At 37.0% G+C, this 22,574-nt stretch carries 23 protein-coding genes; 21 read left to right on the top strand and 2 right to left on the bottom strand.

Features of this window, described 5'->3' with window-relative positions; all coding sequences use genetic code 11:
• Window positions 1-4 precede the first annotated feature (4 nt).
• Window positions 5-139 carry a YqzM family protein gene (locus RCJ96_RS02890; protein WP_000997609.1) on the bottom strand — a complete coding sequence of 45 codons (135 nt, stop codon included), beginning with the start codon at window positions 137-139 and terminating at the stop codon, window positions 5-7.
• A 345-nt stretch (window positions 140-484) separates the two neighbouring features.
• On the opposite strand from RCJ96_RS02890, the gene holA reads away from it, so the two are divergent.
• A complete protein-coding gene (gene holA / locus RCJ96_RS02895) occupies window positions 485-1,495 on the top strand; it encodes a DNA polymerase III subunit delta (protein ID WP_001279918.1) in 1,011 nt (336 codons plus the stop codon).
• 83 nt (window positions 1,496-1,578) lie between these two features.
• On the opposite strand, the gene rpsT is transcribed toward holA, so the two are convergent.
• Window positions 1,579-1,836 carry a 30S ribosomal protein S20 gene (rpsT, locus tag RCJ96_RS02900; protein ID WP_001274011.1) on the bottom strand — a complete coding sequence of 86 codons (258 nt, stop codon included), beginning with the start codon at window positions 1,834-1,836 and terminating at the stop codon, window positions 1,579-1,581.
• A 181-nt stretch (window positions 1,837-2,017) separates the two neighbouring features.
• Between rpsT and gpr the strand changes: the two genes are divergently transcribed.
• The 20 genes from gpr (at window position 2,018) to RCJ96_RS03000 (ending at window position 22,489) form a co-directional block, all read left to right on the top strand.
• Window positions 2,018-3,121, top strand: a complete 1,104-nt coding sequence (gene gpr / locus RCJ96_RS02905; RefSeq protein ID WP_000662626.1) for a GPR endopeptidase — start codon at window positions 2,018-2,020, stop codon at window positions 3,119-3,121.
• Window positions 3,121-3,483 carry a YqxA family protein gene (locus RCJ96_RS02910; protein WP_270795249.1) on the top strand — a complete coding sequence of 121 codons (363 nt, stop codon included), beginning with the start codon at window positions 3,121-3,123 and terminating at the stop codon, window positions 3,481-3,483. Before gpr ends, RCJ96_RS02910 begins: the two co-directional genes overlap by 1 nt.
• A gap of 210 nt (window positions 3,484-3,693) precedes the next feature.
• On the top strand, window positions 3,694-5,517 hold the full coding sequence (lepA, locus tag RCJ96_RS02915; RefSeq protein WP_001030955.1) for an elongation factor 4: 1,824 nt from the start codon (window positions 3,694-3,696) through the stop codon (window positions 5,515-5,517).
• A gap of 131 nt (window positions 5,518-5,648) precedes the next feature.
• On the top strand, window positions 5,649-6,023 hold the full coding sequence (locus RCJ96_RS02920; protein ID WP_001293546.1) for a winged helix-turn-helix transcriptional regulator: 375 nt from the start codon (window positions 5,649-5,651) through the stop codon (window positions 6,021-6,023).
• A gap of 52 nt (window positions 6,024-6,075) precedes the next feature.
• Window positions 6,076-7,215 (top strand): radical SAM family heme chaperone HemW, encoded by a 1,140-nt coding sequence (gene hemW, locus RCJ96_RS02925; protein WP_074607051.1) that lies wholly within the window; start codon window positions 6,076-6,078, stop codon window positions 7,213-7,215.
• Between the two features lie 133 nt (window positions 7,216-7,348).
• Window positions 7,349-8,365, top strand: a complete 1,017-nt coding sequence (gene hrcA, locus RCJ96_RS02930) for a heat-inducible transcriptional repressor HrcA (protein ID WP_000954949.1) — start codon at window positions 7,349-7,351, stop codon at window positions 8,363-8,365.
• Between the two features lie 114 nt (window positions 8,366-8,479).
• Complete coding sequence (grpE, locus tag RCJ96_RS02935; protein ID WP_000392709.1) at window positions 8,480-9,046, top strand: nucleotide exchange factor GrpE; 567 nt, start codon at window positions 8,480-8,482, stop codon at window positions 9,044-9,046.
• Between the two features lie 26 nt (window positions 9,047-9,072).
• Window positions 9,073-10,908 carry a chaperone protein DnaK gene (gene dnaK / locus RCJ96_RS02940; protein WP_074607049.1) on the top strand — a complete coding sequence of 612 codons (1,836 nt, stop codon included), beginning with the start codon at window positions 9,073-9,075 and terminating at the stop codon, window positions 10,906-10,908.
• Between the two features lie 204 nt (window positions 10,909-11,112).
• Window positions 11,113-12,228, top strand: a complete 1,116-nt coding sequence (gene dnaJ, locus RCJ96_RS02945; protein ID WP_074607047.1) for a chaperone protein DnaJ — start codon at window positions 11,113-11,115, stop codon at window positions 12,226-12,228.
• Window positions 12,229-12,256: 28 nt separating this feature from the next.
• Window positions 12,257-13,195, top strand: a complete 939-nt coding sequence (prmA, locus tag RCJ96_RS02950) for a 50S ribosomal protein L11 methyltransferase (RefSeq protein WP_074607044.1) — start codon at window positions 12,257-12,259, stop codon at window positions 13,193-13,195.
• A 144-nt stretch (window positions 13,196-13,339) separates the two neighbouring features.
• A complete protein-coding gene (locus tag RCJ96_RS02955; protein ID WP_416503955.1) occupies window positions 13,340-14,089 on the top strand; it encodes a 16S rRNA (uracil(1498)-N(3))-methyltransferase in 750 nt (249 codons plus the stop codon).
• A gap of 6 nt (window positions 14,090-14,095) precedes the next feature.
• Complete coding sequence (gene mtaB, locus RCJ96_RS02960; RefSeq protein ID WP_000108677.1) at window positions 14,096-15,448, top strand: tRNA (N(6)-L-threonylcarbamoyladenosine(37)-C(2))-methylthiotransferase MtaB; 1,353 nt, start codon at window positions 14,096-14,098, stop codon at window positions 15,446-15,448.
• A 393-nt stretch (window positions 15,449-15,841) separates the two neighbouring features.
• Window positions 15,842-16,015: a 30S ribosomal protein S21 gene (rpsU, locus tag RCJ96_RS02965; protein ID WP_000048061.1), complete on the top strand. Its 174-nt coding sequence runs from the start codon at window positions 15,842-15,844 to the stop codon at window positions 16,013-16,015.
• Between the two features lie 15 nt (window positions 16,016-16,030).
• A complete protein-coding gene (locus tag RCJ96_RS02970; RefSeq protein WP_000054571.1) occupies window positions 16,031-16,474 on the top strand; it encodes a GatB/YqeY domain-containing protein in 444 nt (147 codons plus the stop codon).
• A 107-nt stretch (window positions 16,475-16,581) separates the two neighbouring features.
• Complete coding sequence (gene yqfC / locus RCJ96_RS02975; protein WP_000732266.1) at window positions 16,582-16,875, top strand: sporulation protein YqfC; 294 nt, start codon at window positions 16,582-16,584, stop codon at window positions 16,873-16,875.
• A gap of 296 nt (window positions 16,876-17,171) precedes the next feature.
• Window positions 17,172-18,371, top strand: coding sequence for a sporulation protein YqfD (gene yqfD, locus RCJ96_RS02980; protein WP_000792485.1), 1,200 nt, complete (start codon window positions 17,172-17,174; stop codon window positions 18,369-18,371).
• 3 nt (window positions 18,372-18,374) lie between these two features.
• Complete coding sequence (locus RCJ96_RS02985) at window positions 18,375-19,334, top strand: PhoH family protein (protein WP_000840516.1); 960 nt, start codon at window positions 18,375-18,377, stop codon at window positions 19,332-19,334.
• 193 nt (window positions 19,335-19,527) lie between these two features.
• Window positions 19,528-21,672: an HD family phosphohydrolase gene (locus tag RCJ96_RS02990; RefSeq protein WP_000946450.1), complete on the top strand. Its 2,145-nt coding sequence runs from the start codon at window positions 19,528-19,530 to the stop codon at window positions 21,670-21,672.
• Window positions 21,669-22,139: an rRNA maturation RNase YbeY gene (gene ybeY / locus RCJ96_RS02995; RefSeq protein ID WP_000054692.1), complete on the top strand. Its 471-nt coding sequence runs from the start codon at window positions 21,669-21,671 to the stop codon at window positions 22,137-22,139. Before RCJ96_RS02990 ends, ybeY begins: the two co-directional genes overlap by 4 nt.
• Window positions 22,136-22,489, top strand: coding sequence for a diacylglycerol kinase family protein (locus tag RCJ96_RS03000; RefSeq protein ID WP_000715482.1), 354 nt, complete (start codon window positions 22,136-22,138; stop codon window positions 22,487-22,489). The genes ybeY and RCJ96_RS03000 overlap by 4 nt, the downstream gene beginning before the upstream one ends.
• The last annotated feature ends 85 nt before the right edge of the window (window positions 22,490-22,574 follow it).

Here is a 22,574-nt window from a genome sequence, read left to right on the forward strand (position 1 = left end):
GTCTTTAAGAACCGATAAATTTAATAACAGTTGCAATGATGAAAAGTGTTGCGAAAAAACCAAATGAGACGATAAATCCTACCCCTGAATCAATAGCGTCATTGCGTTTACTTTGAACGTTTTGTTCAAAATCATTCATTTAGAATCCCTCCCCAACATTCCACTTTAGTATAAAATATTGTCAGAAAAAAATCTACAATTTCCATGTGAGGAGAAATAGAGCGTTTTTACTACTTTTAGATCATGAAGTAATGTGAATTTTTGTTTCCAAGCATGTTAACAGTTGGCACTTATACTCGAATTTTTATTGCGAATAATAAAGGGAAGGTGATTACCGCACACCAATAAGAAACCCGGGGCTTATTGCGTGGCGTTTAATATAAATAAAGGGACGGGTTATATTGCCTGTTCCTTTGTACTTGTAAAACAAAAGCTAGGGCATTAGTATAAATATATATTGCCAAGTTAGGGAGTAGGAAAAAGTATGAGTGATATACATAAAAAGATTAAAAAAAAGCAGTTTGCTCCGTTGTATTTACTGTATGGGACGGAAGCGTTTTTTATAAATGAAACGATAAAGCTTATTACAACAGAAGCGCTTGAAGAGGAAGATCGCGAGTTTAATGTTGTGACATATGATTTAGAAGAAGCGTATTTAGAAGATGTGGTTGAGGATGCACGCACACTTCCTTTTTTCGGAGAACGTAAAGTGTTATTAATAAAATCACCACTCTTTTTAACTTCACAAAAAGAAAAGTTAGAACAAAATATAAAAATTTTAGAAGAATATATCGGGGAACCTTCTCCCTTTTCTATTCTTGTTTTTGTTGCGCCTTACGAAAAGCTGGATGAACGAAAAAAAATTACAAAACTATTAAAGAAAACAGCGGATGTAGTAGAAGCGAATGCAATGCAAGTGCAGGATGTTCAGAAGTGGATTGTTGCTCGGGCAGATGAAGTGCATGTGCATATTGATCATGCGGCTGTTAGTTTGTTGTTAGAGCTTGTGGGAAGTAATGTAACGATGTTGGCGAAGGAAATGGACAAGTTAACGTTATATGTCGGTATGGGCGGAGACATTACACCGAAACTCGTTGCAGAGCTTGTGCCAAAATCAGTTGAACAAAATGTGTTTGCTTTGACAGAAAAAGTGGTAAAAAAAGATATCGCGGGTGCGATGCAAATTTTGGATGGATTATTTACGCAGCAGGAGGAACCTATTAAATTGCTTGCGTTATTAGTAAGTCAATTCCGTTTACTGCATCAAGTGAAAGAGTTACAGCAGCGTGGTTACGGCCAAAATCAAATCGCGTCTCATATTGGTGTGCATCCATATCGTGTAAAATTAGCGATGAATCAAACGAAGTTTTTCTCTTTTGAAGAATTAAAAAAAGTGATAATGGAATTAGCGGAAGCTGATTATAGTATGAAAACGGGAAAAATGGATAAAAAACTTGTGCTCGAGTTTTTCTTAATGCGGTTAAATCATATGTGATGAAACAAAAAAGTTCACGTGCTAAGAGCGTGAACTTTTTTGTATATAAAAAAACGATCCAAATGGATCGTTTTTTAAACGCCTTACGCGTTTACTTGTTTCGCTAAGCGAGATTTTTGACGAGCTGCAGCGTTTTGGTGGATAAGACCTTTACGAGCTGCTTTGTCAAGTTTTTTAGAAGCAGTTTTGAAAGCTTCTTTAGCATTTTCAAGATCGTTATTAGTAACTAAAGCTTCTACAGTTTTAACAGCAGAACGCATGTCAGACTTGATAGAAGCGTTATGTGCACGACGCTCTTCGCTAAGTTTAGCGCGTTTGATAGCAGATTTGATGTTTGCCATACTTTTCACCTCCCTGGTGCAATCGAATGACTCGATTCTTAACATAGAACAAGTGATATTCTATCAAACGGTGAAGAGAATTGCAATAGTATATCTATGAAATTTCACGTAAAGGAAAGAATGACCTTATATAACTTTGGGAAATCTAACGATATTTACTATGAATGACGGAGGAGATACGATGAAAGAACCATTAGATTTAAGTAAATATAGCGTTAGAACTGACCTTGCTGTAGAGGCACATCAAATGCTGCAAGAGCGACAAGAAGAGGAGAAAGGGATACAAGGCGTTATTGTAAAAGAGAGGGAAGAAGAAGGTATTATCATTACGAAAGTAACGATTGATGAAGTTGCCTCTGAATCGATGGGTAAAAAACCTGGGAATTATTTAACGCTTGAAGTACAAGGTATACGTCAACAAGATACGGAATTGCAACAAAAAGTAGAGCGCATTTTTGCCAAAGAATTTTCCTATTTCTTAGAAGAGGTTGGCGTTACGAAAGAAGCGAGTTGTTTAATTGTTGGTCTTGGAAATTGGAATGTAACCCCTGATGCGCTTGGACCGATAGTGGTAGAAAATGTATTGGTAACGAGACATTTGTTTCAATTGCAGCCTGAAAGTGTAGAAGAAGGCTTTAGGCCTGTTAGTGCAATTCGCCCCGGGGTAATGGGGATTACAGGAATTGAAACGAGCGATGTCATTTATGGAATCATTGAGAAGACAAAACCAGACTTTGTCATTGCAATTGATGCATTAGCTGCTCGTTCTATTGAAAGGGTAAATAGTACGATACAAATTTCTGATACAGGAATTCATCCTGGATCGGGTGTTGGGAATAAACGTAAGGAACTGAGTAAAGAAACATTAGGTATTCCTGTTATCGCAATTGGTGTTCCGACTGTGGTGGATGCCGTTTCAATTACAAGCGATACAATTGATTTTATTTTGAAACATTTTGGCCGGGAGATGAAAGAAGGAAACAAACCTTCTCGATCTTTGTTACCAGCTGGTTTTACATTTGGAGAAAAGAAAAAATTAACAGAAGAAGATATGCCGGATGAAAAGAGCCGAAATATGTTTTTAGGTGCTGTAGGTACACTGGAAGATGAAGAGAAGAGAAAATTAATTTATGAAGTGTTATCTCCTCTTGGTCATAATTTAATGGTGACTCCGAAAGAAGTGGATGCTTTCATAGAGGATATGGCAAATGTAATAGCAAGTGGTTTAAATGCAGCACTGCATCATCAAATTGACCAAGATAATACAGGAGCGTATACACATTGATGGAAAGAGACAATAATCATGTAAGCCGCTTTTCCCTTTTATGTATATGTAGTGCGATCATATGCTTACTTATGGTGGCAGCAGGGGTGACACTTGCAAATCACGGATTGAAAAGTATGAAAGGTTATCAGCAAATGTCGTATGAACAAATCGCTCATATGACAGGAACAAAAGGTGAGGCCGCTGAATCAGGAATTTTGGAGAGTTCGTTTTCCGCTACTGAAAAACAAAAACAATTAGAAAGCTTAAAAAGTTTTAATGTTGTAGAAGGAGTGGGTATGGCGATAGCAAGCGTTGCCTATGAAATAACAAAGTTTGGAACAGATATAGTTGTCGGGAAAGTAAAAGGGATTTTTAGTTAAGAGTCAAACGGAGGACGGTTGTTTTACAGATTTGTAAGACGACCGTTTTTTAATTTGAAAAAGGTTTGTCTCTTATGGTTTGTTCGCATAAGATATAGATAGAATGATTTGTATTGTAAGCAGCACGAGTTTTCATTGAATCTTTGCTGCTCTATTGATATAATCAGTGCTAGTGTATATTGGCGAGACTATTAGGAGTTGAGAACATAGATGAACAAAGAAGAAAGAGCAAAAAGACAGTCCAAAATTCGTAATTTCTCTATCATTGCTCATATTGACCACGGAAAGTCAACGTTAGCAGACCGTATTTTAGAGAAAACAAACGCGTTAACACAACGTGAAATGAAAGCTCAGTTGCTTGACTCTATGGATTTAGAGCGTGAGCGTGGTATTACAATTAAATTAAACGCAGTACAATTAAATTATAAAGCAAAAGACGGCGAAGAATATATTCTTCACTTAATTGATACACCAGGACACGTCGACTTTACGTACGAAGTATCTCGTAGTTTAGCGGCTTGTGAAGGTGCGATTCTTGTAGTAGATGCAGCGCAAGGTATTGAAGCGCAAACGTTAGCAAACGTATACTTGGCGCTTGATAACAATTTAGAAATTTTACCGGTTATTAATAAAATCGACTTACCAAGTGCAGACCCAGAGCGTGTACGCCAAGAGGTAGAAGATGTAATTGGTTTAGATGCATCAGAAGCTGTACTTGCTTCTGCAAAAGCTGGGATTGGTATTGAAGAGATTTTAGAACAAATCGTTGAAAAAGTACCAGCACCAACAGGTGATTCTGAAGAGCCATTACAATGTATGATTTTTGACTCTTTATATGATCCGTACCGCGGTGTAATTGCTTATATCCGTGTTGTAAATGGAACGGTAAAAGTTGGCGATAAAGTACGTATGATGGCAACTGGTAAAGAATTTGAAGTAACAGAAGTAGGTGTATTTACACCGAAAACTACGCAACGTGACGAGTTAACAGTAGGTGATGTAGGTTTCTTAGCAGCATCAATTAAAAATGTTGGTGATACACGCGTTGGTGATACGATTACACACGCGAAACGTCCAGCAGCTGAGCCGTTAGCAGGTTATCGTAAATTAAACCCAATGGTATTCTGTGGTTTATATCCGATTGATTCTGCACGTTACAACGACTTACGTGATGCATTAGAAAAGTTAGAGTTAAACGATTCTGCTCTTGAGTTTGAACCAGAAACATCTCAAGCGCTAGGATTTGGTTTCCGTTGTGGTTTCTTAGGACTTCTTCACATGGAAATTATTCAAGAGCGTATTGAACGTGAATTTAAAATTGACTTAATTACAACGGCGCCAAGCGTTATTTATAAAGTTTATTTAACAAACGGTGAAGATGTTATTGTTGATAACCCATCTAATATGCCAGATCCACAGTCTATCGATCGTGTAGAAGAGCCGTTTGTGAAAGCTTCAATTATGGTTCCGAATGACTATGTTGGAGCTGTAATGGAAATTTGCCAAGGTAAACGTGGAACGTTTATTGATATGCAGTATTTAGATGAAACACGTGTTACATTAACATATGAAATCCCGTTATCAGAAATCGTATATGATTTCTTCGATCAATTGAAATCAAACACAAAAGGATATGCATCATTTGATTACGAGTTAATTGGTTACAAACCATCTAAACTTGTGAAAATGGATATTCTTTTAAATAATGAACAAGTGGATGCTCTATCATTTATCGTACACCGTGATTCAGCGTATGACCGTGGTAAAGTAATCGTAGAAAAATTAAAAGATTTAATTCCAAGACAACAGTTCGAAGTGCCAATTCAAGCGACGATCGGAAACAAAGTTGTAGCACGTTCTACAATTAAAGCGATGCGTAAAAACGTACTTGCGAAATGTTACGGTGGTGACATTTCTCGTAAGCGTAAACTTCTTGATAAGCAAAAAGAAGGTAAAAAACGTATGAAGTCTGTTGGTTCTGTAGAAGTACCGCAAGAAGCATTCATGGCTGTACTGAAAATGGATGACAACTAATATTTGGAGTGGAAAAAGAAGTCGTTTATGCGGCTTCTTTTTTATGTATAATTACTTTTTAGACATCTGAGTAGCTCTCATTTACAATAGTGAGAGAGCTTTTTAGTTCATATAAAGTTAGGAGTTTGTTAATGTCCGAAAATATTCGAAAAGATATTCAAGAAAAAATACAAAATGGCAATTTTAATTGTGAAAAGGAATTGACGCTTTCTATTATTAGTGGAAAGTGGAAAGTTGTGATATTGTGGCATCTTGGTGTGGAAGGGCCTCATCGTTTTAGTGAATTACAGCGATTATTTCCGAGCATTTCTCATAAAGTTTTATCAAACCAATTAAAAGAGTTAATGGAAGATGGGATTGTTGATCGAACAGTATACCCAGAAATTCCACCGCGAGTGGAATATTATATGACGGAATTAGGCATGTCGCTTTTACCAATCGTTGAAATGATGTATGATTGGGGAAAAATGCGAATGGAACAAATTCGTAATACGTTAGAGAAGTAAAAGAAGCCTCCCGAGCGCGGAGGTTTTCTTTTTAGAAAGGTAGGAGTTATTTTTGGTGCAAGCTGCATATATTCATATTCCGTTTTGTCAGCATATTTGTCACTATTGTGATTTTAATAAAGTGTTTATTGAACGCCAGCCGGTCGATCAATATTTAGAGTATTTAGAGAAAGAAATAATAAATACAGTTCAAAAGGTACCGTTTGATAGTATGAAAACGATTTTTGTTGGCGGGGGAACTCCAACAGCATTAAATATGGAACAGACAAAGAAATTATTAAATATTATAAATCGTCGTTTACGTCCGTTTGCCCCGAATTGTGAATTAACATTTGAAGCGAATCCAGGTGATTTGCCGAAAGAGAAATTAAATGTATTGCTAGAAGGTGGAGTGAACCGAATTAGTTTTGGGGTGCAAACATTTCGAGATGAATTGCTTGAGAAAATTGGACGTAAGCATACGAGAGAAGATGCGTTTGTAGCAATTAGAGAAGCGCAGGAAGTAGGCTTTAAAAATATAAATGTAGATATTATTTATGCTCTGCCAGGACAGACGATAGAAGATGTAAAAGAAACATTAGACATTGCTTTTACGCTTGGTGTACAACATTTCTCGGCATATTCATTAATTGTGGAACCGAAAACGGTATTTTATAACTTAATGAATAAAGGGAAATTAAGACTACCAGGTGAAGACCATGAAGCGAAAATGTACGAAATGGTAATGGATGAAATGGAGAAACACGGCTATACCCAGTATGAAATTAGTAATTTCTCAAAAGGTAATAATGAAAGTAGACATAATCTCACATACTGGAATAATGAAGAGTATTATGGATTTGGAGCTGGGGCGCATAGTTATGTAAATGGAGAACGTATCCAAAATGTAGGGCCGCTCAAGCAATACTTCAATAAAATCGATGAAACCGGATTTCCGTATTTAGATGTTCACGTGGTGACGGAGAAAGAAAAGATGGAAGAAGAGTTGTTCTTAGGACTCCGAAAAACAAAAGGTGTATCTAAAATAGCGTTTCAAAAGAAATTTAATATGGAAATGGATCAAGTTTTCGCGAAGCAGTTACAACACAACCAAGAACAAGGATTGCTTGAAGAGAGCGATGGATATGTTCGTTTAACGCGAAAAGGAAAATTATTAGGGAATGAAGTATTCCAATCATTTTTGATTGACTAATTAAATGTTCCATTAACGTGAAAAAGTTTCATTATTTCGTGACGTTTCCGTTGACAATTGAATGTCAATTTTGGTAAGTTATTAATAGATTTAGCACTCGAAGACAAAGAGTGCTAACAGAGGTGATGATGAGATGCTTACGGAACGTCAGCTCTTAATTTTACAAACAATTATTGATGACTTTATTGGATCAGCGCAACCTGTTGGGTCAAGGACGTTGGCTAAAAAAGATGAAATTACATTTAGTTCAGCTACTATACGAAATGAAATGGCTGATTTAGAGGAACTAGGATTTATTGAGAAAACGCATAGTTCTTCTGGACGTGTTCCTTCTGAAAAAGGATACCGATTTTATGTAGACCATCTTTTAGCGCCGCAAAATTTACCGAACGATGAAATTGTACAAATTAAAGATTTATTTGCTGAAAGAATTTTTGAAGCGGAAAAGATTGCACAACAATCAGCTCAAATTTTATCAGAGCTTACAAATTATACGGCCATTGTTCTTGGACCGAAGTTAAGCACAAATAAACTTAAAAACGTACAAATTGTTCCGCTTGATCGTCAAACCGCAGTCGCTATTATTGTAACGGATACAGGGCATGTACAAAGCAAAACGATTACCGTTCCGGAATCTGTTGATTTATCAGATTTAGAAAAAATGGTTAATATTTTAAATGAAAAGCTATCTGGCGTACCGATGGAAGAACTTCATAATAAAATCTTTAAAGAGATTGTTACAGTTTTACGTGGGTATGTTCATAATTACGATAGTGCAATAAAAATGTTGGATGGTACATTTCAAGTTCCGTTATCGGAAAAGATATACTTTGGAGGAAAAGCAAATATGCTTTCCCAGCCAGAGTTCCATGACATTCACAAAGTAAGGTCCTTGCTGACGATGATTGATAACGAAGCCGAGTTTTATGATATTTTGCGTCATAAACAAGTAGGTATTCAAGTGAAAATTGGTAGGGAAAACTCTGCGACAGCCATGGAAGATTGTAGTTTAATTTCTGCAACATATTCGATTGGAGAAGAACAGCTTGGAACAATTGCTATTTTAGGTCCGACAAGAATGCAATATTCTCGGGTAATTAGTTTGTTACAGTTATTTACGAGACAATTTACAGATGGACTTAAAAAGTAAATGAGAGTAATACATTCGCTCAAGTGATGAACTTTTCATTGCTGTGTGTAATATATAATGCTTAGGTAATCATGCTATGCATGATACCTAATACCTTTTAAGGAGGTGAATATTGTGGAAGAGCGTAACGAACAAGTGGTAGAAGAAGTAAAAGAAGCGCAAGTTGAAGAAGCTGTCACGCCAGAAAACAGTGAAGAAACTGTAGAAGAAAAAAGTGAGGCTGCTCTTTTACAAGAAAAAGTAGATGAGTTACAAGCGAAACTAACGGAAACGGAAGGTCGCACATTACGTCTACAAGCTGATTTTGAAAATTATAAGCGCCGTGTCCAAATGGATAAACAGGCTGCTGAAAAATATAGAGCACAAAGTCTAGTTTCAGACATTTTGCCAGCTCTTGATAATTTTGAAAGAGCGATGCAAGTGGAAGCAACTGATGAGCAAACGAAATCCTTACTACAAGGTATGGAAATGGTGCATCGTCAATTGCTAGAAGCGTTGGCTAAAGAAGGTGTTGAAGTGATTGAAGCTGTTGGTAAACAGTTTGATCCTAATGAGCACCAAGCTATTATGCAAGTAGAAGACAGTGAATTTGAATCAAACGCGGTAGTTGAAGAATTCCAAAAAGGTTATAAATTAAAAGACCGTGTAATTCGCCCATCAATGGTAAAAGTAAATCAATAATTTACATAAAAGTAGGAGGATTCGCCATGAGTAAAATTATCGGTATTGACTTAGGTACAACAAACTCTTGTGTAGCTGTTATGGAAGGTGGAGAACCAAAGGTTATCCCAAATCCAGAAGGAAACCGTACAACGCCTTCTGTTGTAGCTTTCAAAAATGAAGAGCGTCAAGTTGGGGAAGTTGCAAAGCGTCAAGCAATTACAAACCCAAATACAATCATGTCTGTTAAACGTCATATGGGTACAGACTACAAAGTAGAAGTTGAAGGTAAAGATTATACACCACAAGAAATTTCTGCAATTATTTTACAAAACCTAAAAGCTTCTGCTGAAGCATACTTAGGTGAAACAGTAACGAAAGCTGTTATTACAGTACCTGCATACTTCAACGATGCAGAACGTCAAGCAACAAAAGATGCTGGTCGTATCGCTGGTTTAGAAGTTGAGCGTATTATCAACGAACCAACAGCAGCAGCGCTTGCTTACGGTTTAGAAAAACAAGATGAAGAGCAAAAAATCTTAGTATATGACTTAGGTGGCGGTACATTTGACGTATCTATCCTTGAGTTAGCAGATGGAACATTCGAAGTTATTTCAACTGCTGGTGACAACCGTCTTGGTGGAGATGACTTTGACCAAGTTATTATTGACCACTTAGTGGCTGAGTTCAAAAAAGAAAATAACATTGATTTAAGCCAAGATAAAATGGCACTTCAACGTTTGAAAGATGCAGCTGAAAAAGCGAAAAAAGATCTTTCTGGCGTAACACAAACACAAATTTCATTACCATTCATTAGTGCTGGAGCTGCTGGCCCATTACACTTAGAATTAACATTAACAAGAGCGAAATTCGAAGAGCTTTCAGCAGGTCTTGTTGAAAGAACATTAGAGCCAACTCGTCGTGCATTAAAAGACGCTGGTTTTGCTCCAAGCGAATTAGATAAAGTTATTCTTGTTGGTGGATCTACTCGTATCCCAGCTGTACAAGAAGCTATTAAACGTGAAACTGGTAAAGAGCCATATAAAGGTGTAAACCCTGATGAAGTTGTAGCGTTAGGTGCTGCAGTTCAAGGTGGCGTACTTACTGGTGATGTAGAAGGCGTACTATTATTAGACGTAACTCCACTTTCTTTAGGTATTGAAACTATGGGTGGCGTGTTCACGAAATTAATCGAGCGTAACACTACAATTCCAACAAGTAAGTCACAAGTATTCTCAACAGCTGCTGATAACCAACCAGCAGTAGACATTCACGTATTACAAGGTGAGCGTCCAATGTCAGCTGACAACAAAACATTAGGTCGTTTCCAATTAACAGACCTTCCACCAGCACCACGTGGTATTCCACAAATCGAAGTAACATTCGATATTGATGCGAACGGTATCGTTAACGTACGTGCGAAAGATTTAGGAACAAGCAAAGAGCAAGCCATTACAATCCAATCTTCTTCAGGTCTTTCTGATGAAGAAGTAGATCGTATGGTAAAAGAAGCAGAAGCAAACGCTGACGCTGACCAAAAACGTAAGGAAGAAGTTGAACTTCGTAACGAAGCTGACCAACTTGTATTCCAAACAGATAAAGTTGTAAAAGATTTAGAAGGTAAAGTAGATGCAGCTGAAGTTGCAAAAGCAACAGAAGCGAAAGAAGCATTACAAGCTGCGATTGAGAAGAACGAGCTTGAGGAAATCCGTGCAAAAAAAGACGCTTTACAAGAAATCGTACAACAACTAACTGTTAAACTATATGAGCAAGCTCAAGCAGCTGCAGGGCAAGCAGAAGGTGCACAAGGAGCACAAGATGCTGGCGCGAAGAAAGACAATGTAGTAGACGCTGAGTTTGAAGAAGTAAAAGAAGACAAGTAATTCAACTTTAAACATAATAAGTAAGATGACAAAAAGTCAAAGTCAAGCGTGCCTTGGCTTTGGCTTTTTTCACGAATGAGAAGGAATGTGTGAGGGTCTTAAGTTTTTTACTTTGCATACTGTAAGTGAGGAAACTTTGTTGCAAAGCACTTTCTTTCGGTGTTAAAATTACGTTTATGTGAAAGATTCGGGGGTTGTAAATTTATGAGTAAACGAGATTATTATGAGGTCCTTGGACTTAGCAAGGGTGCTTCAAAAGATGAAATAAAAAAAGCGTATCGTCGTTTGGCTAAAAAATACCATCCAGACGTAAGTAAAGAAGAAAATGCAATTGAAAAGTTTAAAGAAGTACAAGAAGCATACGAAGTATTAAGCGATGATCAAAAGCGTGCGCAATATGATCAATTTGGTCATGCTGGTGCTAATCAAGGCTTCGGTGGCTTTGGCGGCGGAGGAGACTTCGGCGGTGGCTTCGGTTTTGAAGATATCTTTAGTTCATTCTTTGGCGGCGGTGGCGGCAGACGTCGTGATCCAAATGCTCCGCGCCAAGGTGCTGACTTACAATATCAAGTCACTTTAGATTTTGAAGAAGCTATTTTTGGTAAAGAGTTAAATGTTGAGATTCCAGTAGAAGATCCATGTGATACTTGTAAAGGTAGCGGGGCAAAACCAGGAACTTCAAAAGAAACATGTAAACATTGCTCAGGATCAGGGCAAGTAAGTGTAGAACAAAATACACCATTTGGTCGTATCGTAAACCGTCAAGCTTGCGGTCATTGTTCAGGAACTGGGCAAATCATTAAAGAAAAATGTACGACATGCCACGGTTCTGGTAAAGTTCGTAAACGTAAAAAAATCAATGTTAAAATTCCAGCAGGTATCGATAATGGTCAACAAATCCGCGTATCTGGAAAAGGTGAAGCGGGCGTAAATGGCGGACCAGCAGGAGATTTATATGTTGTTGTTCATGTAAGAAGTCATGAATTCTTTGAACGTGAAGGAGATCACATTATTTGCGAAATGCCATTAACGTTTGCGCAAATGGCACTTGGTGCTGAAGTAGAAGTTCCTACTGTTCATGGTAAAGTGAAGCTGAAAATTCCAGCAGGAACACAAACTGGAACAGAATTCCGATTAAAAGGAAAAGGTGCTCCGAATGTACGTGGATATGGTCAAGGAGATCAATATGTAGTCGTTCGTGTTGTTGTACCGACGAAATTAACTTCACATCAAAAAGATTTATTACGTGAATTTGCAGGGCAAGAAGAGCAGGATGATAGTTTATTCGGAAAGCTTAAACGTGCTTTCAAAGGGGAATAATGGAAATAAAAAATGGAGTTGGTAAATTGTGAAATGGTCAGAAATTAGTATTCATACAACAGAAGAAGCAGTAGAAGCTGTCTCTCATATTTTACATGAAGCTGGTGCTAGTGGAGTTGCGATTGAGGATCCAGCGGAGTTAACGAAAGAGCGCGAGCAACAATACGGTGAAATTTATGCATTGAACCCAGATGAATATCCGGCGGAAGGTGTATTAATAAAAGCATACTTCCCGCAAACGGATTCTTTACATGAAACGATTGCAAGTGTAAAATCATCTATTGATGTGCTTCCATCTTACGACATCGAAATTGGTACTGGAAATATTACCGTTAACGAAGTCAATGAAGAAGATTGGGCTACTGCTTGGAAAAAATATTACCATCCAGTACAAATTTCTGATACATTCACAATTGTACCGACTTGGGAAGAATATACACCATCTTCTCCGGAAGAAAAAATTATTGAATTAGATCCAGGTATGGCGTTTGGGACAGGAACTCATCCAACAACGACGATGTGTATCCGTGCTTTAGAAAAAACAGTACAGCCAGGTGATACGATCATTGATGTAGGGACGGGTTCTGGTGTACTGAGTATTGCAGCGGCAAAATTAGGTGCGTCTTCTGTTCAAGCCTATGATTTAGATCCGGTTGCAGTTGAAAGTGCAGAAATGAATGTACGTTTAAATAAAACAGATGACGTCGTGTCTGTTGGACAAAATAGTCTTTTAGAAGGTATTGAAGGTCCTGTTGATTTAATCGTAGCTAATTTATTAGCAGAAATTATTTTATTATTCCCTGAAGATGCAGCAAGAGTTGTGAAATCAGGCGGATTATTTATTACATCGGGCATTATTGCTGCAAAGGAAAAAGTAATTTCTGAAGCGCTGGAAAAAGCTGGATTTACAATTGAAGAAGTGTTGCGAATGGAAGATTGGGTAGCAATTATTGCACGAAATGCGTAATATAGATTTTAGTCTATAATGAAAAGGGGAGTCTCTCACTATAAGGTGAGGGACTTGCCGTTTGTTATATGAAAAATGATAACGTTTCGTTCTTTTCGTAAGTATTGGCTTACGAAAGGAACGAAACTCTACTAAGGTGATTATATGCAACGTTATTTTGTAGAAGAGAAACATGTAAATGAGACAAGTATTCGCATTGTAGGTGATGACGTACATCATATCGCAAGAGTGATGCGTATGTCAGTTGGTGATCATATTTATTGCTGTGTAAATGGAAGAACGGCAGTATGTTCAATTGATGAAATTACCAGTGAATTTATTCATACGGCTATTGTAGAATGGGTAGAGGCGTCAAGTGAACTTCCTGTTTTCGTGACGATTGCAAGTGGACTGCCGAAAGGAGACAAGCTAGAGTTAATTTTCCAAAAAGGAACTGAGCTTGGGGCAGCTGCATTCTTACCATTTCAAGCATCTCGCTCTATCGTAAAATGGGATGCGAAAAAAGCTGATAAAAAAGTTGAGCGTTTAAGAAAAATTGTGAAAGAAGCTGCGGAACAATCACATAGAAGTGAAATTCCAGAAGTACATGCTCCGGCATCATTTAAGCAATTGCTTTCAATGAGTGGTGAGTATGATGTTTGTCTTGTTGCTTACGAAGAGGAAGCAAAACAAGGCGAGAAATCTAATTTTGCGAAAGCTTTAACGATGATGAAACCAGGTCAAAAGTTATTGATTGTATTTGGCCCAGAGGGCGGTTTAGCAGAGGAAGAGATTACAGTGCTTCGTGAACATAATTTTGTACCATGTAGTTTAGGACCAAGAATTTTAAGAACAGAAACGGCGCCGTTATACGCGTTAAGTGCTGCTTCGTATCATTTTGAATTGATGGGGTGATGATCAATGTCAACTGTTGCGTTCCATACGTTAGGTTGTAAAGTAAACCACTATGAAACAGAAGCCATTTGGCAATTGTTTAAACAAGGTGGATATGAAAGAACGGAATATGAAAAGAAAGCTGATGTATATGTTATTAATACATGTACAGTAACAAATACGGGAGATAAGAAAAGTCGTCAAGTTATTAGACGTGCTGTTCGTCAAAACCCAGATGCAGTCATTTGTGTAACAGGATGTTATGCACAAACATCTCCAGCGGAAATTATGGCGATTCCAGGTGTAGATATTGTAGTTGGTACACAAGATCGTGAAAAGATGCTAGGATACATCGAAGAATTCCGTAAAGAGCGTCAACCAATTAATGCTGTCCGTAACATTATGAAAACACGTGTATACGAAGAACTGGATGTACCTTATTTCACGGATCGTACACGTGCATCTTTAAAAATACAAGAAGGTTGTAATAACTTCTGTACATTCTGTATTATTCCTTGGGCGCGTGGTTTAATGCGTTCTCGTGATGGGAAAGAAGTTATTAAACAAGCGCAGCAATTAGTAGATGCAGGCTATAAGGAAATCGTATTAACAGGTATTCATACAGGTGGATACGGTGAAGATATTAAAGATTATAACTTAGCTGGATTACTTCGTGATATGGAAGCGGAAGTAGACGGATTAAAACGTCTTCGTATTTCTTCTATTGAAGCGAGTCAGATTTCAGATGAAGTAATTGAAGTGTTAGATAAGTCTGAAGTAGTTGTACGTCACTTACACATTCCGTTGCAATCTGGATCTAATACTGTATTAAAGCGTATGCGTCGTAAATATACGATGGAATTTTTCCAAGAGCGCTTAGATCGTTTGAAAGAAGCGTTACCAGGTCTTGCGATTACATCAGACGTAATCGTTGGTTTCCCAGGTGAAACAGAAGAAGAATTCATGGAAACATACAATTTCATTAAAGAGAATCGCTTCTCTGAGTTGCACGTATTCCCGTACTCAAAACGTACAGGAACACCTGCAGCGCGTATGGAAGATCAAGTTCCTGAAGATGTGAAGAATGATCGTGTTCACCGTTTAATTGAACTATCTAATCAATTAGCGAAAGAGTATGCATCACAGTTTGAAGGAGAAGTACTTGAAATTATTCCAGAAGAACAATTTAAAGAGGGCGACCGTGAAGGCCTATATGTAGGTTATACAGATAACTACTTGAAAATTGTATTTGAAGGATCAGAAGAATTAATCGGTAAACTAGTGAAAGTAAAAATCACAAAAGCTGGTTATCCATATAACGAAGCGCAATTTGTTCGTGTCCTTGAAGATGATGTGAAAAAGGAATCAGCAAGCGCATAAAGTGAAACTTTAATGAGCGTGGGATTCATTCCCCGCTCATTATTAGCCCGCACCAATCGGGATAAAAAAGCATGCAAACGGAAACGATTTGCATGCTTTCTTTTTTAGTGGAGAAGTTAAGTACTGAAAATGTACGAAATGAGTAGTTTTCCGTACGTTTCTGCATGAAAAAAGGTATAATGACAAAAATATAGTTGCCTTCAGGGGAAAAGATAACAGCTATCTGCATAGTTTTTGAAAAAGGAAGAGCATCTATTCTTCTTTTATTCTGCCAAATAGTTGACCTGAAGTGATAAAATGTATTATAATCGTAAAAGACATGCTGAAGAAGTGTTTCTTTTTGCATGCTGGAGTTAGTATGTAAGTGTGATGTTTCGGAGGGAGGGAAAGAGAATGTCAAAAACAGTCGTTCGTAAAAACGAGTCTTTGGAGGATGCACTTCGCCGTTTTAAAAGATCGGTTTCTAAAACTGGTACACTTGCTGAAGCAAGAAAGCGCGAGTTTTATGAAAAACCAAGTGTAAAACGTAAGAAGAAATCTGAAGCGGCAAGAAAGCGTAAATTCTAAGAGAGGGTGTAAGTTATGAGTCTTCTCGGTCGTTTAAACGATGATATGAAACAAGCGATGAAGAATAAACAAAAAGAAAAATTAACCGTCATTCGTATGGTTAAGGCTGCTTTACAAAATGAAGGTATTAAACTACAGCATACTCTTACTGAAGAAGAGGAACTAACAGTTTTAGCTCGTGAAGTAAAACAGCATAAGGACTCCCTCCTTGAATTTAAAAAAGCTGGTCGTGAAGACCTTGTTAATAAACTGCAAAGTGAAATTCAGATTTTAAGCGCATATTTGCCGGAGCAATTAACGGAAGAAGAGCTAGTTGATATAATCAAGCAAGTTATTTCTGAAGTTGGTGCGACGTCTAAAGCAGATATGGGTAAGGTGATGACTGCTGTTATGCCGAAAGTAAAAGGTAAAACAGATGGATCGCTTGTGAATAAGCTGGTTATCCAGCTATTAGCATAAAAAAACGTCTCATTTCGTATGAGACGTTTTTTTATGCTTTTTTCAGTTTGGACGTGATATTACAAGCTCTTTTTTCATACATATGGGATGAGAGGGGGTCTTTTGGGATGAAAAAATTAGAACAAATGAAGAATTGGTTAACGAAGCAAATAGACCTGCCAGTGGATGTGCTAATGGATCTACCTCGGATCACGCTTGTTGGGCAAGTGCATATCTATATAGAAAATCATCGAGGTTTATTAGTGTTTTCAGATAAAGAAGTAAGATTGTTGTTAAAACATGGTCAATTATTGATTAAGGGGCAGTCCTTTGTTATTAAAACAATCCTTCCGGAAGAACTTTTGCTTGAAGGGATAATTGAGCAAGTGACGTTTTTAGAAGACGAACAGAAAGAGAAGTAAGGGAAACTTCCGTATGTGAAGTTTTTCTTCTTTATTTTAATGATTTACCCCTACTATTTAAGTTTATCCCGCTTTAATGGGCAGTAAGCCCCCGCCTCAAAATTCAGCGAAAGCAAAGAAGTTAGGTGGGGGTCGGGCTATCCATTAAAGTCCAATTGGTGAGGGCTGATTAAAGTCTCACTTTATCCCGCTATTTATGGAAAATAAAACTCTTTATTTCATTTTCGTACGAGCTATTTTGCTAATTAAAGTGAAAAGTAGTGTGTCTACTTTTGGAAAGGTAGTGAAGGTAGTAGATGAAAAATAAATGGTTTATAAAGTGGCTTGGATATGTAAAGGTACGAATTGAAGGTAGAGGAGCGGAGCGGTTTGTTAACGAATGTGTGCGTAGAAAATTATTAGTTTGGGACGTTAAGAAAATCGCCGATGAAACGTTAGTCTTTTGTATGCTATTACGAGATGTGAAAAAAATAAAGCCGATTTATAGAAAAAATGAGTGTAAACTATATTTTATTGGGCGTTACGGTTTTCCATTTTGGAATAAGCGCTTAATTAAAAATAGTGGATTCTTAATTGGTTTTTTAATTTTCTTCTTTGGCATGATTGCATTATCGAATATGGTTTGGAAAATTGAAATTACAGGAGCGAAACCTGAAACAGAATATATATTGATGAAAGAATTGGACAAAATGGGTATTAAAAAAGGAAAATTACAATTCCAAATGCCTAGTGTAGAAGATGTACAACGTCATTTGACGGACAATATTAATGCGATTACTTGGGCAGGACTAGAAGTAAGGGGAACGACGTACCATTTTAAAATTGTTGAAAAAAATGAGCCGAAAAAAGAAAAAGAACAAAGGCCGCAAAATTTAGTGGCAAAAAAAGAAGCGATTGTTACAAAAACATTTGTTGAAGTTGGAAAACCAGTCGTTTTAAAAAATGATCATGTAGAAAAAGGGCAGCTTCTCGTATCAGGGATATACGGTAATGAGGAGAGTCCAACGATTGTTTCGGCGAAAGGTATTGTATATGGAGAAACGTGGTACACATCTGAGGTGAATGTACCACTCAAGACGCAATTTCAAGTATATACTGGTAATACGTATAATGAGCATTACCTTACATTTGGGAGTACAAAAATAAAAATATGGGGATTTCAGCATGATAAGTATAAACGTTCTCGTACGGAAAGTGTAAAACATGATGTGAAATTATTTGGTTTTACACTGCCGATTGCATATGAAAAAGATGTAGTGCGAGAAGAGGAAGAGGCGAACCGAGAATATACAGAAAAACAGGCAATGAAAGTAGCGAAAGAAATGGCTGAAAAAGAACTAAAGAAAAAATTGGATGAACATGCTATGATTGTAAGTGATAAGATTTTGAGTAAAGAGGTTGAGGCGGATCAACTAAAAGTCACTTTGCATTATACTGTGATTGAAAATATTGCAGAGCCACAACCAATATCCGAATCCGATATTCAAGGAGACTGAGTAATGGCAGAACAATTAGTAGAAATGAACCAACAATTGGAAAATACTAACGAAGCAATCGCTCTTTTTGGAGTCAATGATGCTCATTTGAAAGTAATTGAACGGGAACTGAATGTATCAATCGTAACTAGAGGTGAAACTGTTCATGCATCTGGAGCAGTTGAAACTGTGACACTCGTAGAAAAAATCTTACAACAACTACTTGTTGTTATTCGAAAAGGTGTGTCAATTACAGAAAGAGATGTTGCGTATGCAATTCAGCTCGCACAACAAGGGAAAATTGCTCAATTTGAAGAGTTATATGAAGAAGAAATCTTTAAAACGGCAAAAGGTAAATCCATTCGTGTAAAAACGATGGGACAAAGAAGATATATTCATGCAATGAAGAAAAATGATATTGTATTTGGAATAGGACCTGCCGGGACTGGGAAAACATACTTAGCTGTAGTAATGGCTGTAAGAGCTTTAAAGCAAGGGTATGTAAAGAAAATCATTTTAACGAGACCGGCTGTAGAAGCTGGAGAAAGTTTAGGATTTTTACCAGGTGATTTGAAAGAGAAGGTAGATCCGTACTTACGTCCATTGTATGATGCTCTGCACGATATTCTTGGACAAGAATATACGCAGCGTATGATGGAGAGAGGTGTAATTGAAATCGCGCCTCTTGCTTATATGAGAGGACGTACGCTCGATGATTCATTTGTTATTTTAGATGAAGCGCAAAATACAACGGGTGCACAAATAAAAATGTTTTTAACTAGATTAGGTTTTAGTTCTAAAATGGTTATTACGGGGGACCCTTCACAAGTAGACTTACCAAAAGGGGTAAAATCAGGGCTTACGCTAGCTGCTAACATTTTATCTGGTGTATCAGGTCTTTCATTCATTACGTTAGAACAAACGGACGTTGTAAGGCATCCACTGGTACAACGTATTATTGAGGCATATGATAAAATGGAATGATCCTATTTGTCAGGATCATTTCTTTTTGTATTAAGGTTGGCGAACGGCATATTTTTTACTATCATAAAAGATAAGAGAAATAAACTATAGGTACTGGTGTATAAAAATGTTACCTAAAAGTATCGTTGGCTAGAAGAAATGAAAGCTATAAATAGTTTCACTTTATTTCTAGAGAGGAGAAGGTATTGAAATCATGTTAAGATCTCAAGAAATTTCTAAGTGGTTTCGTAATTTACAACATTCGAAAAAACTAAGTTGGATTTCTTACGTTTTATTAGGAGCAGTGCTGTTTTTTGCACTTATGAATAATGTGAAACCAGAGCAATTAGATGTTGATATGTATTCTATTGCGAAAAAAACAATTCATTCTCCTATTAAAATTGAAGATAAGGTTATAACGGAAAGAAAAAAACAAGAGGCCGCTCAAAAAGTCGGGGATCAATATACATATAGAAGTGAATATAAACAAAATAGAGTAGATATTGTGAATGATGTTTTTGCTAAGGTGAATGAAGTAATTCAGGAGATGAAAGCTGCTGGACCTGAAGAGCAAAAAAAGATGACCGATGCGAATAAATTAGAAAAGTTGAAGAAGAAGTTGCCCTCCAATTTAACGAAGGAATTATCGGATGAGAATTTATTATACTTTATTAATGCAGAACCGGATCAATTAGAATTAGCAAAGAATGCGGCTTTAACGTCTGTTAGCGTTATCATGGGTGGAAATATTAAAATGTCCGAAGAAATGGCAGCGAAAGAGCGATTTGTTAATGAAATGAAAAGCCTGAATGTGAATAGCGGATTGAAAGAAGCTGTGAATGCGCTAGGATCATATGCGATTACAGCAAATTATTTCTATGATCCGGCTGTAACGAAAGAGAAGAAGAAAGCAGAAGAAGATTTAGTTCCACCTGTTTATATTCTTCAAGGACAAGTTATTGTTAGAGAAGGTGAAACAATTTCAAGTGATATGTATAATCAGTTGAAATTAGTCGGTTTATTAGAAAAAGGTAATAGTTTTCAGCCTTATGTTGGATTAGCGGTGCTCATTGGTGTGTTACTATACTTTATGCATAAACAGTTTGAAGTATTTTTACAGCGGAAAAGAGAAGATAAACCGTACATTTTAGCGTATATTACAATTTTGTCTATCACGATTGTTTTAATGAAAATTATTAGTTTGTTTCAAAAGCTTGAATATGCAGGAATTGCGTATGTTGTCCCAGTTGCGATGGGAACGATACTTGTAAAACTAATGATTGGCGATCGATTTGTATTTTTAACAAGTATGATTTTTTCTGTGTGCGGAAGTATTATGTTTAATGAAGGAGTAACAAGTACACTAAATTATAGTGTAGGCATTTATGTGTTATTAAGTTCATTATCAGTGAGCATTTTCTTAAGAGAAAAAAATCGTCGTACGATGATTTTACAAGCTGGTATACTCGTTTCAATCTTAAATGTAGTCGTCTTGGCGGCGTTATTATTATTACGTAATGGGAATTTTTCGCCTCTTGAAATTGGTACCCAATTATTAATGGCTTCCCTTTCAGGAATTATCTCATCCGTTTTGGCTATGGGGATATTACCATATTTAGAAAGTGGACTTGGAATTGTATCAAGTATGAAGCTTATGGAATTATCAAGTCCGAATCATCCGCTGTTGCGTAGAATTTTATTAGAAGCGCCAGGGACATATCACCATAGTGTAATGGTAGCGAATCTTTCTGAGGCGGCTTGTGAAGCAGTTGGAGCAAATGGTGTATTAGCGCGTGTAGGGGCGTACTATCATGATGTAGGAAAAACAGTACAACCACAATTCTTTATTGAAAACCAGATGGGAATTGAAAATCCGCATGATAAATTAGATCCTGTGACGAGTAAAGATATTATCATTGCTCATGTAACCGATGGAGTAAAGATGCTCGAAGAATACCATATTCCGCAAGAAATTATCGATATTGCTGGACAACACCATGGTACAACGCTCCTGAAATATTTTTATTATAAGGCGATTAAAGAAGATAAAGAAAAATATACAGAAGAGATGTTCCGTTATCCGGGATCAAAAGCAACTTCTAAAGAATCGGCAATCGTTGGTATTGCGGATAGTGTTGAGGCAGCGGTACGTTCTATGAATCACCCAACGCCAGATCAAATTAATAATTTAGTACAAAGTATTATTAAAGATCGCCTGCAAGATGGGCAATTTAGTGAATGTGATTTGACATTTAAGGAACTACAAATCGTTGGAAAAACGTTATGTGAAACGTTAAATGGTATTTTCCATTCGCGTATTACATATCCGGAACCACCGGAAGATAAGGAGAAAGAATGAGTTTATTAATTGATTTCATTGATGAAACAGAAGAAGTGAAAGAAGAGTATGTGAATTTAATTCGTGAGATATTAGGAAAAGCAGCTCAAATGGAAAAAATAGAGGATGGTGCAGAGTTATCAGTAACATTTGTAGATAACGAACGCATTCGCGAGATTAATCGTGATTACCGAGATAAGGATCAGCCTACTGATGTCATTTCTTTTGCTATGGAAGAAATGGGAGAAGGAGAAATGGAAATTGTAGGTGTAGAGATGCCGCGTATGTTAGGTGATCTTATTATTTCTATTCCGAGAGCGAAAGAACAAGCTGAAGAGTATGGACATTCTTTTGATCGTGAACTTGGCTTTTTAGCGTTACATGGCTTTTTACATTTACTTGGTTATGACCACATGACAGAAGAGGATGAAAAAGAAATGTTCGGAAGACAAAAAGAAATTTTAGAAGCATTTGGATTAGGACGATGAAAAAAGGAAAACTTATAGATAGTTTTGGGTATGCTATAGTTGGTATATTCTTTTGTCTTCGTCATGAACGAAATATGAAAATTCATTATTTAGCCGCAGTTGTTGTTATATGCTGCGGCTTTTATTTCCATATTACAAAAGTAGAATGGATGGTATTACTTATTGTAATAGGAATTGTAATGAGTTTAGAGATGGTAAATACGGCTGTGGAAAAAACAGTAGATTTAGCGACTACCGATATACATCCGTTTGCGAAGGTCGCAAAGGATGTCGCAGCGGGAGCGGTTTTATTGTTTGCGATAATAGCCGTTATAATTGGTGCTATTATCTTTTTACCGTATGTGGTATAGTTGCATTCCAAAGCTTTTCTTAAGCTTTGAAGGTGCCGTAAAGGCCTTTAATAAGAGAGTGTATCTATTCACAGCTGTGAACAGG

Source organism: Bacillus sp. BSL6 (genome assembly GCF_052928345.1).